Source organism: Mycoplana sp. MJR14, assembly GCF_029210525.1.
GTDB lineage: Bacteria > Pseudomonadota > Alphaproteobacteria > Rhizobiales > Rhizobiaceae > Mycoplana.
This window is the reverse complement of sequence record NZ_JARGEO010000004.1, coordinates 46,532-60,811: the sequence shown is the minus strand read 5'-3', so window position 1 is coordinate 60,811 and position 14,280 is coordinate 46,532. Positions and strand designations below refer to the sequence as shown.

Annotated in this window: 14 protein-coding genes; 13 read left to right on the top strand and 1 reads right to left on the bottom strand. The window is 65.4% G+C overall.

From position 1 onward, the window contains the following. Positions 1-72: 72 nt before the first annotated feature. Positions 73-876: an HpcH/HpaI aldolase/citrate lyase family protein gene (locus tag P0086_RS10985; RefSeq protein ID WP_275785383.1), complete on the top strand. Its 804-nt coding sequence runs from the start codon at positions 73-75 to the stop codon at positions 874-876. A 39-nt stretch (positions 877-915) separates the two neighbouring features. Here the strand turns inward: P0086_RS10985 and P0086_RS10980 are convergent, their stop codons facing one another. Beyond that, positions 916-1,794 carry a GntR family transcriptional regulator gene (locus tag P0086_RS10980; protein ID WP_275785381.1) on the bottom strand — a complete coding sequence of 293 codons (879 nt, stop codon included), beginning with the start codon at positions 1,792-1,794 and terminating at the stop codon, positions 916-918. A 238-nt stretch (positions 1,795-2,032) separates the two neighbouring features. On the opposite strand from P0086_RS10980, the gene P0086_RS10975 reads away from it, so the two are divergent. From P0086_RS10975 to trpB, 12 genes are all read left to right on the top strand, one after another. Next, the gene (locus tag P0086_RS10975; RefSeq protein ID WP_275785379.1) at positions 2,033-3,055 is read left to right on the top strand and encodes an aldo/keto reductase; all 1,023 of its coding nucleotides are present in this window, start codon (positions 2,033-2,035) and stop codon (positions 3,053-3,055) included. Positions 3,056-3,095: 40 nt separating this feature from the next. Beyond that, positions 3,096-3,542 carry an RbsD/FucU domain-containing protein gene (locus P0086_RS10970; RefSeq protein WP_148188898.1) on the top strand — a complete coding sequence of 149 codons (447 nt, stop codon included), beginning with the start codon at positions 3,096-3,098 and terminating at the stop codon, positions 3,540-3,542. A 318-nt stretch (positions 3,543-3,860) separates the two neighbouring features. After that, the gene (locus P0086_RS10965; protein ID WP_112596895.1) at positions 3,861-4,850 is read left to right on the top strand and encodes an ABC transporter substrate-binding protein; all 990 of its coding nucleotides are present in this window, start codon (positions 3,861-3,863) and stop codon (positions 4,848-4,850) included. Positions 4,851-4,964: 114 nt separating this feature from the next. Further along, positions 4,965-6,521, top strand: coding sequence for a sugar ABC transporter ATP-binding protein (locus P0086_RS10960; RefSeq protein WP_112596897.1), 1,557 nt, complete (start codon positions 4,965-4,967; stop codon positions 6,519-6,521). Positions 6,522-6,554: 33 nt separating this feature from the next. After that, positions 6,555-7,529, top strand: coding sequence for an ABC transporter permease (locus P0086_RS10955; protein WP_112596898.1), 975 nt, complete (start codon positions 6,555-6,557; stop codon positions 7,527-7,529). 69 nt (positions 7,530-7,598) lie between these two features. Then, positions 7,599-8,618 carry a zinc-binding alcohol dehydrogenase family protein gene (locus P0086_RS10950; RefSeq protein ID WP_275785373.1) on the top strand — a complete coding sequence of 340 codons (1,020 nt, stop codon included), beginning with the start codon at positions 7,599-7,601 and terminating at the stop codon, positions 8,616-8,618. A gap of 57 nt (positions 8,619-8,675) precedes the next feature. After that, positions 8,676-9,407 (top strand): SDR family oxidoreductase, encoded by a 732-nt coding sequence (locus tag P0086_RS10945; RefSeq protein ID WP_275785371.1) that lies wholly within the window; start codon positions 8,676-8,678, stop codon positions 9,405-9,407. A 171-nt stretch (positions 9,408-9,578) separates the two neighbouring features. Next, entirely contained in the window at positions 9,579-10,859 is a 1,281-nt protein-coding gene (gene phaZ, locus P0086_RS10940) for a polyhydroxyalkanoate depolymerase (RefSeq protein WP_112596903.1), read from the top strand. A gap of 141 nt (positions 10,860-11,000) precedes the next feature. Next, positions 11,001-11,438, top strand: a complete 438-nt coding sequence (locus P0086_RS10935) for a DUF2852 domain-containing protein (RefSeq protein ID WP_112596905.1) — start codon at positions 11,001-11,003, stop codon at positions 11,436-11,438. Positions 11,439-11,543: 105 nt separating this feature from the next. After that, positions 11,544-12,305, top strand: a complete 762-nt coding sequence (locus tag P0086_RS10930; protein WP_275785368.1) for a SprT family zinc-dependent metalloprotease — start codon at positions 11,544-11,546, stop codon at positions 12,303-12,305. Between the two features lie 64 nt (positions 12,306-12,369). Next, a complete protein-coding gene (locus P0086_RS10925; protein WP_275785365.1) occupies positions 12,370-13,062 on the top strand; it encodes a phosphoribosylanthranilate isomerase in 693 nt (230 codons plus the stop codon). Further along, complete coding sequence (gene trpB, locus P0086_RS10920; protein WP_112596910.1) at positions 13,059-14,279, top strand: tryptophan synthase subunit beta; 1,221 nt, start codon at positions 13,059-13,061, stop codon at positions 14,277-14,279. The genes P0086_RS10925 and trpB overlap by 4 nt, the downstream gene beginning before the upstream one ends. Position 14,280 lies beyond the last annotated feature (1 nt).

Genomic DNA, 14,280 nt, shown 5'->3' with positions numbered 1-14,280 from the left:
TGCCCGTTGCCCTGCCGTCCGGCCGCCTTCGGCCGGCGGTTGACCTGGCCGTTGTCGAGGAGAATCTGCGCCATGCCCGCCCCAAGCAATCCGTTCAAGGCTGCCCTGCGTGAAGGGACGTTTCAGCTCGGCCTGTGGGTGGCGCTGGGCAGCGCCTACGCGGCGGAGATCGCCGCCGGCAGCGGCTATGACTGGCTGCTGATCGACGGCGAGCACGGGCCGAACGACATGCCGCTGATCGGGGCGCAGCTCGGCGCCCTGCGCGGCAGCGCAAGCCACCCGATCGTCCGGCCGCCGATGGGCGAGGCCTGGCTGTTGAAGCAGCTGCTCGATCTCGGCGCACAGACCTTCCTGATCCCCATGGTGGAGACCGCTGAGCAGGCGCAGGCGCTGGTCAGGGCCGTGCGCTATCCGCCGCGTGGCATGCGCGGCGTCGGAGCCGGGCTCGGACGCGCCAGCAATTTCAACCGGATATCGGACTATCTCGCCACGGCCGATGACGAGATCTGCCTGCTCGTGCAGGTGGAAAGCCGCGCCGGCCTCGCAGCCCTTGACGACATTGCCGCCGTCGAGGGTGTCGACGGCGTCTTCATCGGGCCCTCCGATCTGGCGGCGGACATGGGCTATCTCGGCCAGCCGTCCGCCGCGGAGGTTCAGGACGCGATCCGCGACGCCTTCCTCCGCATCCACCGGCACGGAAAGGCGCGCGGGATCATGACGGTGGCGATCGACCAGGCGCACGAGTACCGGGCGATGGGCGCGGATTTCATGGCGATCGGCACCGACGTCAATTGCCTGGTGAGATCGATCGACGGCCTGCGCCGCAACTTCCTCGGCCTGGCCGGCGATGCGGACCAGAAGGGCGGCGGCTACTGACGCCGGCCCTTCGATCGCCGGTTCCGGGATGTCCCGTGCTCAGTTGATCGATTGCAGCAGCGTCTCGCGGGCCGATTTCAGATGCCGGCGGCAGGCATCCTCGATCCGCGCGGGATCGCGCGATTTCAGCGCGTCGATGTAGGCGAGGTGCTCTTCCATCGCCCGCGCATTCCGCTGGCGCGCATTCGTCTTGTTCCACTGGTAGTGATAGTGGAAGACGATGGCGATGATGTCGTAGAAATCGATGATGAACCGGTTGCGCGAGGCCCTGTGCACGAGCAGGTGGAACCGCTCGTCCAGCTCCGAGAATTCCCGGTACCGGTTGTCCACGTCGGCAAGAATCTCGCGGTGGAGGTCCGCGATCGTCTCCAGTTCCGTCCACGCGGGGTGGCCGTCGGGCAGATGCGCGAATGCGGCGGCCGACCGCAGCTCGAACATCTCGCGCACCTCGGTGAGCTCGAGCGCGAACTCCGGCGTGAACCCCTTGAGCACCCAGTGGCTGTTCGGGCGCTTCTCGATCAGCCCGAAACGGCTGAACCGGATGAGGAATTCCCGCACGCTCGTGGTGCCGGTGCCGATCTCGCGGGCAAGCTCCAGCTCGTTGATCTGCATGCCCGGTTCGGCACCGCCGGCAAGGATCCGCCGCATGAAGCTGCGCTCGATGATCTCCGACAAGGAATCGGTTTCCTCGGTCGGAAAGTAGTCTTCGGCCACGGGCTTGCGAAGCACGACCTTGCGCCGCTTCGACCATTCGATCAGCCCGATCTCCTCCAAGCGCGACAGGATCGCCCGGATCGTCGTGCGGCTCACGCCGAGCTGGCTGCCGAGCTCGGGCTCGGACGCAAGCGCACTGCTCGTCTCGAGGAGCGCAAGGCAACGATTGAAGGCATCCTTGAACACGGTATTCTGCTTGGCCATGGCTCTTTCGACCGATCGCGTTGAGATCTGCTCGTCTAGGCGGCAGCGGGAAAATTATCCAGTGTGGAGACAGCCGTTCGTTTGCCTGTCCTAAGGTGAGGACAGGCCGGCCCTCCATCGTCGTCCTCCTGCTGTCCATAATAGCCATTGACGCCGATCTGTCTATTGTAGATAAAAGACAGAAGTCGAATTGTTCTGCGCGGCCGGGAGTGAGGCGCAAGCGCGGCGGGAGGAAACAATGCGGACACGGACCATCGGCACGACGGGCCTTGCCGTGGGCGAGTACAGCTTCGGCACGGCCGCCCTCGGCGGCCTCTATCGCCCCTGCCCGCGCGATACCGCGATCGCGACGCTGGAGGCGGCGTGGGACGAGGGCATGCGCTACTTCGATACCGCGCCCTGGTACGGCTTCGGCCTCGCCGAGCGCGTGACGGGCGACTTCCTTCGCGCAAAGCCGAAGGACGAGTGGGTGCTCTCCACCAAGGTGGGGCGGATCATGTTCCCGGTGGACGACGACAAAGTGCCGACGGACTACGGCTACGTCGATCCCCTGCCCTTCGATGTGCGCTACGACTACAGCTACGACGGCATCATGCGCTCGCTGGAACTGAGCTATGCGCGGCTCGGCCTGAACCGCATCGACATCCTCTATGTCCACGACATCGGCGTCTATACCCATGGCGCCGAGCGCAATGCCATGCATTTCAAGGCGCTGATGGACTCGGGGCTCAAGGCGCTCGAGGAACTGAAGGCGTCCGGAACCATCAGGGCCTACGGCCTCGGGGTGAACGAGGTGCCCGTCTGCCTCGAGGTCATGAAGCGCGCGCCGGTCGATTGCATCCTGCTCGCCGGGCGTTACACGCTTCTGGATCGCTCGGCGGTCGCCGAACTGCTCCCGATCTGCGAGGAACGGAAGACCTCGCTGGTGGTCGGCGGCGTGTTCAACTCGGGCATTCTTGCGACCGGCGCGGTCCCGGGCGCCCATTTCGACTACATGCCGGCGAGCGACGATGTCGCAGCGCGGGTGCGCGCCCTGGAGGAACTGGCAAGCCTGAACGGCGTGCCGCTGGCCGCCGCGGCGATGCAGTTTCCCTTGCGTCATCCTGCGGTCGCCTCGGTGCTTCTGGGCACCGCCAAGCCGTCCAGCCTGCGCCGCAACGCCGAACTGACCCGGATTGCCGTCCCGGATGGCCTTTACATGGAAGCCGATGCTCATACCCTCATTGCCCCGCCGCTCGGAACAGAGGCGGTGCGGCAATAGGATTGCCGGCGGAATTTGAACGATATTCAGGAGCATACGCATGTTGAAAGGCATTCACCCCCTGCTCGGTCCCGATCTCCTGCACGCGCTGCAGTCGATGGGACACGGGGACGACATCGCCATCGTCGATGCAAACTTTCCGGCCCATTCGATGGGGCCGAAGGTCATCCGCGCCGATGGCGTCGACGCGATCGCCATGACCGAGGCCGTCCTCGCCCACATGCCACTCGACACGTTCGTGCCGGATGCCGCCTGGCGCATGCAGGTCGTCGGCGACCCGGAGGCGGTGCCGCCGGTCTGCGTCGAGTTCCAGAACATCGTCAATCGGCTTGCCGGCGATTTCACCGTCCAGTCGGTCGAACGCTTCGCCTTCTACGAGATGACGCGGAAGGCGTCCTATATCGTCGCCACGACCGAGTTCCGGCTCTACGGCAACATCATTCTGAAGAAGGGCGTCCTGCATCCGCACGAGGTCTTCAAGGTGTGAGGGGCGCGGGGACGGTGCGAAAAATGGAATGAATATTCCATGTTGACAGTGTGGCGGAACTATTGTTTCAATTGATCATCGCCAGACTATGGGTGCTGCATGTCACGGTGGAGGCCGGTGGCGTTGCAAAGGAGGAAATCGATCGCGGGCCGTGCGGGCACTTCACGTAGGAGCGTGAGGGCCTGGGCCGCAGCGGGCTTGCAAGCCGCACTGCCGCCTCGCCTGTAAGCATAAATGTATTTTATCGATAAAAATCGTCCGCATGCGTTCAGCGGTTCGGTTTCTTTGGAGGAGAACGCACTTGAGAGGAGAACCCTGATGAGCATTGCCAAGAAGCTTCTGTCGCGACGCGCCTTCACCGCTCTGGCCGGTGCGGCCGTGTTTGCGACGATGGCGCCCGGCGCGTCCTTCGCGCAGGACGTGACGATCCCGATCATCGTGAAGGACACCACCTCGTTCTACTGGCAGATCGTACTTGCCGGTGCGCGTGCGGCCGGCAAGGATCTCGGCGTGAACGTGCCGGAACTCGGCGCCCAGTCCGAGGCCGACGTCAACGGCCAGATCAGCATTCTCGAGAACGCCGTCGCCGGCAAACCGGCCGCCGTCGTCATCTCGCCGACGGAGTTCAAGGCGCTCGGCAAGCCGATCGACGAGGCTGCCAAGTCCGTACCGGTCATCGGCATCGATTCGGGCGCGGATTCGAAGGCCTTCTCGTCGTTCCTGACGACGGACAACGTCCAGGGTGGCCGCATTGCCGCCGACGGTCTGGCCGCCGCCATCAAGGAGGCCACCGGCAAGGAAGAGGGCGAGGTCGCCATCATCACCAGCCTGCCCGGTGCCGGCTCGCTCGAGCAGCGCCGCGAGGGCTTCCTCGACCAGGTCAAGACCAAGTATCCGGGCCTGAAGGTCATTGCCGACAAGTATGCGGACGGTCAGGCCACCACCGGCCTCAACATCATGACCGACCTCATCACCGCCAACCCGAACCTCGTCGGCGTCTTCGCCTCCAACCTGATCATGGCGCAGGGCGTCGGCCAGGCGATCTCCGAAAACAAGCTCGGCGACAAGATCAAGGTCATCGGCTTCGACAGCGACGACAAGACGCTGGCCTTCCTCAAGGACGGCGCACTGGCCGGCCTCGTCGTCCAGGACCCCTATCGCATGGGCTATGACGGCGTGAAGACGGCACTGGCGGTCTCCAAGGGAGAGAAGGTGGAGGCCAACGTCGACACCGGCGCCAACCTGGTGACGAAGGCCAACATGAGCGAGCCGAAGATCGACGCGCTCATCAACCCCAAGGTCAACTGACCCGAAACGACCGCGCCGGCTTTTCCGCCGGCGCGGCCATGCGACTTTGATCGCGGAGCCGCCCGGGCGCTTGCACCGGGCGATCGACAGGACCGCAGGCAGGAGGAGAGCACCATGAGCCGGCTGGAGGAGATTGCCCATCGCCACGACGAGGCCAGCGCCCTTCTGACCGAAGGAAGCCGCGTCCCGCCCGGCGCCCCGATCCTCGAATTGAAGGGCCTTCAGAAGAACTACGGCTATGTCCAGGCGCTGAAGCCCGCGACGATCACCTTTCTCGCGGGCGAGATCCATGCGATCGTCGGCGAGAACGGGGCCGGCAAGTCGACGCTGATCAAGCTCCTGACCGGCGTCATCACCCGCACGGCCGGCGAAGTTCTCTGGTGCGGCCACCCGGTCGCCCTCTCCACGCCCAATGAAGCGATCGCCCGCGGCATCAATGCCGTGCACCAGGAGGTCGTGCTCTGCCCGCACCTGACCGTCGCCGCCAATCTGTTCCTCGGCGACGAGGTCGACCGCTACGGCCTGATGCGCAAGAAGCAGATGGAAAGGATGGCCCAGTCGGTCCTCGACGATCTCGGCTTCCATTTGCCGGCCGGTGCGCCGCTCGGCTCGCTCACCATCGGCCAGCAGCAGCTCGTCGCCACCGCCCGCGCCGCCATGCGCGGTACGCAGTTCTTGATCTTCGACGAACCGACCGCCTACCTCACGCGCCAGGAATCGGCACAGCTCTTCAAGCTGATCCGCCGCCTGCAGAGCGAAGGTGTCACGATCGTCTATATCAGCCATCGCATGGAAGAGGTGTTCGAACTCGCCGACCGCGTGTCGGTGCTGCGGGACGGAACCCATGTCGGCACGCGAGACATTGGCGACACCAATGAAAACGAGCTGATCGCGCTGATGATCAATCGCTCGATCGAGCAGATCTATCACAAGGAAGACATTCCGATCGGTGCACCGATCCTGGAGGCCAAGGGGCTGTCCGGACCGGGCTTCGAGGACATATCGCTGACAGTGCGCGCCGGCGAGATCGTCGGCCTCTACGGGCTGATCGGCGCCGGCCGCAGCGAGTTCGCGCTCGGCCTCTATGGTCGCCAGCCGCTCTCGGCCGGCGAGATCCACTGGATGGGCCGCAAGGTGGAGATCCGCAACGAGCGCGAGGCGATGGACCTCGGCATCGCGCTTGCGCCGGAAAGCCGGCGCGACCAGGGTCTCTGCCTGAACCTGCCGATCGGCCTGAACATCAATCTGCCCGTCTTCGGACGGCTGAGCCGCGGTCCCGTCATCGGCCGGGCGGAGGAGGCGGCGAACGCCGACCGGCAGATCCGCGACCTCGCCATCAAGACGCCGAGCCGGCGCGTGCCGGCGTCGTCCATGTCCGGCGGCAACCAGCAGAAGATCGTCATCGCCAAGTGGCTGAGCCACGGTGCCAAGCTGTTCATCTTCGACGAGCCGACCGTCGGCGTCGACGTCGGCACCAAGGCCGAAATCTATCGGCTCTTCGCCAAGCTGTTGAAGGAGGGGGCCGGTATCATCCTCATCTCCTCCTATCTGCCGGAAGTCTACGAGCTCGCCGACAGGCTGCATGTTTTCCGGGGCGGCAGGCTCGTCGGCAGCCACGATTTCCATGCGGCGACCCATGAGGACGTGCTTGGCGAAGCGATCGGCGTCTGAGCCAGAGTTGAGATTGAAGCTGGAGGAGCAAGAATGACCATCACCACAACGGAGAGCCCGGCGGCCGCCCCGCGACGCGGGATGAACATCCTCTTCAGTCTGACGCTGATCGGCCTGCTGCTCGCGCTCTGGATCGCGCTCGGCATCGGCACTGCGAGCTTCTGGACGCCGCTGAACATCTCGAACCTGTTGCGCCAGGGCGCGATGACCGCGATCCTCGCCGTCGGCCAGACCTTCGTCATCATCACCGCTGGCATCGACCTTTCCGTCGGCGCAATCGTCGGCTTCTCCACCGTCATCCTCGCCTGGCTGCTTCAGACCGGAGTGCCGCTCTGGATCGCGATTGCGATCACGCTCCTGATGGGCGTCGCCATCGGCGCCTTCCACGGCTTCGGCATCGTCCGCATGGGGCTTCCGCCGTTCATCATCACGCTGGCGACCCTGACCTCGCTGCGCGGCGTCGGCCTGCTGATCACCAACGGCTCGACGATCTCGATCACCAACGAAGCCTTCACGAACTTCGCCCGGGCCGATTTCCTCGGCATTCCGAGCCTGTTTTGGATGGTCATCCTGGTGGCGGTGCCGGCCTACGTGTTCCTGCACCTCAGCCGCTGGGGCCGCTATCTGTTCGCCGTCGGCTCCAACAGCGAGGCGGCGCGGCTATCGGGCGTCAGCGTCAACCGCACGATCTACATGGCCTATATCCTGTCGGCCACCTGCGCGGCCTTCGTCGGCGTCCTGCTCGCCTCGCGCATCGGCATCGGCAACGCCACCCAGGCCGAAGGCTGGGAGCTGCAGGCGATCGCTTCCTCGGTGATCGGCGGCACCAGCCTGTTCGGCGCGGTGGGGTCGGTGCACGGCCCGCTGATCGGCGCCTTCATCCTGGCGACGATCAACAACGGCGCGAACCTGCTGAACGTCAATTCGTTCTGGCAGCGCATCATCACCGGCCTGTTGATCATCGTGATCGTCTATTTCGACCAGCTTCGCCGCCGCGGCAGCCGTTGACGGCCGGCCACGGTCGTCGACAACGCTATTTGCCGGCACCCGCAGCGGGCCGGCCTGGAGAATTGTGAAATGCGCACCATCGTCTGCCAGGAGCCGGGTCGGCTCGAACTCGTGGAGCGGCCCGCCCCCTCCGCCGTCCCCGAAGGCTGGGCACGGATCGCCGTCAGCCATGTCGGCATCTGCGGCACCGACTATCATATCTTTGAGGGCAAGCACCCCTTCCTGGAATATCCGCGGGTCATGGGGCACGAGGTCTCCGCCACCGTCCTGGAAGCGCCGGCGGGATCGGGCCTCACAGTCGGGCAGCCGGTGATCGTCAACCCCTATATCGCCTGCGGAACCTGCGTGGCCTGCCGCAAGGGCAAGCCCAACTGCTGCGTGGCGATCAAGGTCCTGGGCGTGCACACGGATGGTGCCTTCTGCGAGGAGATCGTCGTTCCGGCCGGAAATCTCTACCCCGCCGGCACGCTGTCGCTGGAAGCGGCCGCCACCGTCGAGTTTCTCGCCATCGGCGCCCACGCCGTCCGCCGCGCGCAGGCACCGGCGGGCTCGCGGTCGCTGGTGATCGGCGCCGGTCCGATCGGGCTCGGAACGGCGCTCTTCTCGCGCATCGCCGGCCATGAGGTGACGCTGCTCGACACCTCCGCCGAACGCCTTGCCATGGCGCGTGACAGGCTCGGCTTCGAAAGCGGGGTGATCGCCAACGCCGACGTCGCATCGGCGCTGGCGGCGATCACCGACGCGGAAGGCTTCGACGTCGTGTTCGATGCGACGGGCTACGCCAAGTCGATGGAAGCGGCCCTGGCCTATGTCGCCCATGGCGGCACGCTCGTCTATGTCAGCGTGGTGAAGGAGGACATCCGCTTTTCGGACCCCGAGTTCCACAAGCGCGAAATGATGCTGGTCGGCAGCCGCAACGCGACGGCGGAAGACTTCCGGCACGTGGTGGCCTCGATCGAGGCGGGCCGGGTGCCGGTCGAGGCGCTGGTGACGCATCGCACCACGCTTGCATCCGTTCCCGACGATCTGGCACGCTGGGCGACGCTGAAGGATGGCCTTATCAAGGCGGTGGTGAGGATAGCGGCTTGATCCGGCGCCCATCCAGGGTCGGCGACCGCGTTTCGATGAAGTGAAGAGGAAGAGAGAATGAGCCAGGATCTGGTGGGAAAGACGGCGTTCGTTACGGCGGCAGGGCAAGGGATCGGCCGCGCCTCGGCTCTGGCCTACAAGCGCGCCGGCGCCAGGGTGATCGCCACCGACATCAATGCCGGGGCGCTGGAGACGCTTGCCGCCGATGGGATCGAGACGCGCCTGCTCGACGTCCTGTCCGACCAGGCCGTGAAGGATGCCGCCGCCGCGATCGGTCCGGTCGACATCCTGTTCAATTGCGCGGGCGTCGTTCACGGCGGGACCGTGCTGGAGACGAGCGACGAGGACCTGGCGTTTGCGTGGGATCTCAACGTCCGCGCCATGGTGCGGACGGCCCGCGCCTTCCTGCCGGGCATGCTGTCGCGCGGCGGCGGTGCGATCGTCAACATGGCCTCGGTGGCAAGCAGCGTGAAGGGCGTTCCGAACCGCTTCGCCTATTCGGTCACCAAGGCGGCCGTGATCGGACTGACGAAGTCGATCGCCGCCGACTACGTCGCCCAGGGTATCCGCTGCAACGCGATCTGCCCGGGCACGGTGGAAAGCCCCTCGCTGCAGGATCGCATGCGCGCCGGCGGCGACTACGAGGCGGCGCGCGCCGCGTTCATCGCCCGCCAGCCGATGGGCCGGCTCGGTACGCCGGAGGAGATCGCCGACCTCGCCGTCTATCTGGCGGGCGCGACCTACACGACCGGCCAGGCCTATGTGATCGACGGGGGATGGACCGCCTGAAAAGTGGTGGTAGCAGGTTCGGCGGGGAGACCCGCCGGCGGCTGTTCTGTTGCACCGCAACGAAATCGTGATACCCTGTCGACAATTGCATGAAGGGCAAGATTTCATCCAGGCGCGGCCGCGCCGACGGAGATTTCGGTCTCCTCCCGTTCAAGACAGGGATTTCTTCCCATGTACTATCAGCTCTACGAACTGAACCATGCCATGATGGCGCCCTGGCGTGCTGTGGCGGACCATATGCGGCTCGCCTACAGCAACCCGCTCAATCCCCTCTCCCATACGTGCTTCGGCCGGACCATGGCGGCGGGGCTTGAGGTGCTGGAGCGGGCGACGCGGCGCTACGGCAAGCCGGCCTTCGGTCTCGACACGACGACCGTCGACGGCCAACCCGTCTCCGTCCGCGAAAAGATCGTCTGGCAGCGGCCGTTCTGCAACCTCGTGCATTTCGAGCGCACGCTGCCCGGCGGGCACCGGGCCGATCCGAAGATCCTGATGGTGGCGCCGATGTCGGGCCACTACGCGACGCTCCTGCGCGGAACGGTCGAGACGCTGCTGCCGCATGCCGAGATCTACATCACCGACTGGATCGACGCCCGCATGGTGCCGCTTTCGGACGGCTCCTTCGATCTCGACGACTTCATCGACTACGTCATCGAGATGTTGCATGCGCTGGGGCCCGACACCCACGTGATCGCCGTCTGCCAGCCCTCGGTGCCGGTACTCGCCGCCGTCGCGGTGATGGAGGAGGACAGCGATCCGCTGGCGCCCGCGTCCATGACGCTGATGGGCGGACCGATCGATACGCGCGTCAATCCGACGGCGGTCAACAGGCTGGCCGAGGAGCGGCCGATCGAATGGTTCCGCGACAACGTCATCATGCCGGTGCCGTGGCCGCAGCCGGGCTTCATGCGCATGGTCTATCCCGGCTTCCTGCAACTGTCCGGCTTCATGTCGATGAACCTCGATCGCCACCTGATCGCGCACCACGAGTTCTTCGAGCATCTGGTCAAGAACGACGGCGATGCGGCCGAGAAGCACCGCGACTTCTACGACGAATACCTTGCCGTGATGGACATGACCGCCGAGTTCTACCTGCAGACGGTCGAGACGGTGTTCATGAAGCACGCCCTTCCGAAGGGCGAGATGATGCACCGCGACCGCCGCGTCGATACTGCTGCAATCCGCAACGTCGCGCTGCTCACGGTCGAGGGCGAGAACGACGACATTTCCGGCGTCGGCCAGACCAAGGCGGCGCAGACGATCTGTCCCAATATCCCCGACAATCGGCGCATGCACTACATGCAGCCCGACGTCGGCCACTACGGCGTGTTCAACGGCTCGCGCTTCCGCCGCGAGATCGCGCCGCGCATCGTTTCTTTCATCGAGGCGAACCGCCGGCAAAAGCGGCCGGCGCCGCGCGTCATCAAGGGCGGGAAGGCCGGCGGCCGCTAGGCGGCCGCTCGAATTCTCGTGGGGCTTTCATGGGCTTGCCCGATTCCGTCGGGCACAGCCTTGAAGCGTGTTCAGCGTCTTACCACATCGAAAACATCGGTCGCCACGGTGGCGGTCCGGCGAATGTGAGGAAGATTGCAAATGAACCAGTCTGCATTGCTGCGTCCGGATTGGACGCCTGCGACCGTCGCGCTGATGGTGCTGGGTTTTATGGTCTTCTGGCCCCTGGGCCTGGCCATGCTCGCCTACATCGTCTTCGGTGAGCGCCTCAAGACCTTCAAGAAGGAGGCCAACGACAAGGCGGACGGATTCTTCGCCGCTTGCCGCGGGCGTCACCGCGGCTTCCGCGGTCCCGGCTTCGGAACGGGCAACGTCGCTTTCGACGAATGGCGCGAGGCCGAACTGAACCGCCTCGAGGAAGAGCGCCGCAAGCTCGACGAGATGCGCGAGGAATTCGACGCCTACATGCGCGAGCTGCGCAAGGCCAAGGACAAGGAAGAGTTCGACCGCTTCATGCGCGAACGCCGCAGCGGCAACGGCGGCAACGGTGGCTCCGTGCCGGGATTTCCGGCAGCCTGAGCGGGCGGCTTGACGCTGCCCATCGTCGAAAGGAATGGCCGGCGCCCCTGAGGCGCCGGTTTTGCTTGGTTCAAAGGCCGCGCGAATCGGCTATGTAGGAGCGCGATGTTTTCCTCCGTCCTCAAGCCCCGTCGTGCCTTGCGCACCCCGCCTCCGCCGGAGTTGCGGGCGGTCGAGGTGAACGGACGGTCGGTGCCGCTGACAATACGCCGCAATGCGCAGGCGACGCGCCTGACGCTACGGATCGAGCCGGGCGGCCGGGCACTGAAGATGACGGTGCCGACCGGCCTTCCGGAGCACGAGATCCGCGATTTCCTGGATCGCCATCACGCCTGGTTGATGACGAAGCTCGCGCGCTTCTCGAGCCGCAGCGCCCTTGCCGATGGGCACCATATCTTCATTCGCGGCGTCGCCCATCGGATCGAGGAGACTGGCGTGCTGCGCGGCCTGACGGAGGCGGTGACCATAGACGGCGAGGCTGTCCTGCGCGTGAACGGCCGGAGCGAGCATGTTCCCCGGCGCATCTCCGACTATCTCAAGAAGGAAGCGCGCAGGGATCTGCAGGAGCGCGTAGCCTTCCATGCGCCGCGGGTCGGCCGCAAGGTAAGGTCGATCACGCTGCGTGATACCCGCAGCCGCTGGGGGTCGTGCTCGGCCGAGGGCGCGCTGAGCTTTTCCTGGCGCATCGTCATGGCGCCGCCCTTCGTGATAGACTATCTGGTGGCGCACGAGGTTGCTCATTTGCGCGAGATGAACCACGGCCCGGACTTCTGGAGCCTCTGCCGGGACTTGTGCCCCCGGATGGAAGAGGCCAAGCGCTGGTTGAAACGGAACGGCACGATGCTGCACGCCCTCGACTTCGACTGACGCGCTGTTGCGGGAACGCAAATCTCCTCGACTCCGCGGCCGTTTCGTGCGAGGTCCATGGCCGATGAAAAGCAACGGCGACAAGAACATCGACATCAAGATCTGCGGCCTGAAGACCCCGGAAGCGGTGCTGCGCGCGGTCGATCTCGGCGCGACCCATGTGGGCTTCATCTTCTTCGGGAAAAGCCCCCGCAACATCGAACCGTCCGATGCCGGCGCGCTGGCCGATCTGGTCAGGGGCCGCGCGAAGATCGTCGCCGTCACCGTCGATGCCGACAACGACGAGCTCGACGAGATCGTCTCGCTCCTGCGCCCCGACGTCCTGCAGCTCCACGGAAACGAGAGTCCCGAGCGTGTCCTGACGGTCAAGGCGGTCTACGGACTGCCGGTGATGAAGGCACTGTCCGTTCGCGAGGCGGCGGATCTGGAGAAGGTCGATGCCTATGTCGGCATCGCCGACCGGTTCCTGTTCGACGCCAAGCCGCCCGCAGGCTCGCAATTGCCCGGCGGCAACGGCGTTTCCTTCGACTGGACGCTGATGGATGCGCTTGACGGCGGCGTCGATTACATGCTTTCCGGTGGTTTGAACAAGGACAATGTCGAAGAGGCGGTCGCAGCGACGCGCGCGCCCGGCGTCGACGTCTCGTCCGGCGTGGAAAGCGCGCCGGGCGTCAAGGACATCGGCAGGATGGAAGAGTTTTTCGAGGCGTTGCGGCGGGCGACCGGTCCGGCCGTTGCCGCAGGGAGCAGGATGTGAACCAGTCACCCAATCTGAATTCGTTTCGCGGCGGTCCCGACGAGGACGGCCGCTTCGGCATCTACGGCGGCCGTTTCGTCGCCGAAACGCTGATGCCGCTGATCCTGGAACTGCAGGACCAGTGGAACGAGGCGAAGACGGATCCGGAGTTCCAGAAGGAACTGGCGCATCTGGGCGCCCACTATATCGGTCGGCCTTCGCCGCTTTACTTCGCCGAACGCCTGACGGAGCATCTGGGCGGCGCGAAGATCTATTTCAAGCGCGAGGAGCTGAACCACACCGGTTCGCACAAGATCAACAACTGCATCGGCCAGATCCTGCTTGCGAAGCGCATGGGCAAGACGCGCATCATCGCCGAGACGGGCGCCGGCCAGCACGGGGTGGCTTCGGCCACGGTGGCCGCACGCTTCGGCCTGCCCTGCGTCGTCTACATGGGTGCCACCGACGTCGAGCGCCAGGCGCCGAACGTCTTCCGGATGAAGCTCCTCGGTGCCGAGGTGAAGCCGGTGACCGCCGGCAGCGGCACCCTGAAGGACGCGATGAACGAGGCGCTGCGCGACTGGGTGACCAATGTCGAGGACACCTATTACCTGATCGGCACGGCCGCCGGCCCGCATCCCTATCCGGAGATGGTCCGCGACTTCCAGGCCGTCATCGGCCGCGAGGCCCGCGAGCAGATCCTGGCGGCCGAAGGCCGGCTGCCCGACGTCGTCATTGCCGCGGTCGGCGGCGGATCGAACGCGATCGGCATCTTTCATCCCTTCCTGGACGATAAGGATGTCCGGATCGTCGGCGTCGAGGCCGGCGGCAAGGGGCTGGACGGCGACGAGCACTGCGCCTCGATCACCGCCGGTTCGCCGGGCGTGCTGCACGGCAACCGCACCTATCTGCTGCAGGACGGCGACGGCCAGATCAAGGAAGGCCATTCGATCTCGGCCGGACTGGATTATCCCGGCATCGGTCCCGAGCATTCCTGGTTGAACGACGTCGGCCGCGCCGAATACGTGCCGATCATGGATCACGAGGCGCTGGAGGCCTTCCAGCTGCTCACACGCCTTGAGGGGATCATCCCGGCGCTGGAGCCGAGCCATGCGCTTGCCGAAGTGATCAAGCGCGCACCCAAAATGGGCAAGGACGAGATCATCCTGATGAACCTCTCCGGCCGCGGGGACAAGGATATCTTCACCGTCGGCAAGATCCTCGGCATGGAGCTCTGAG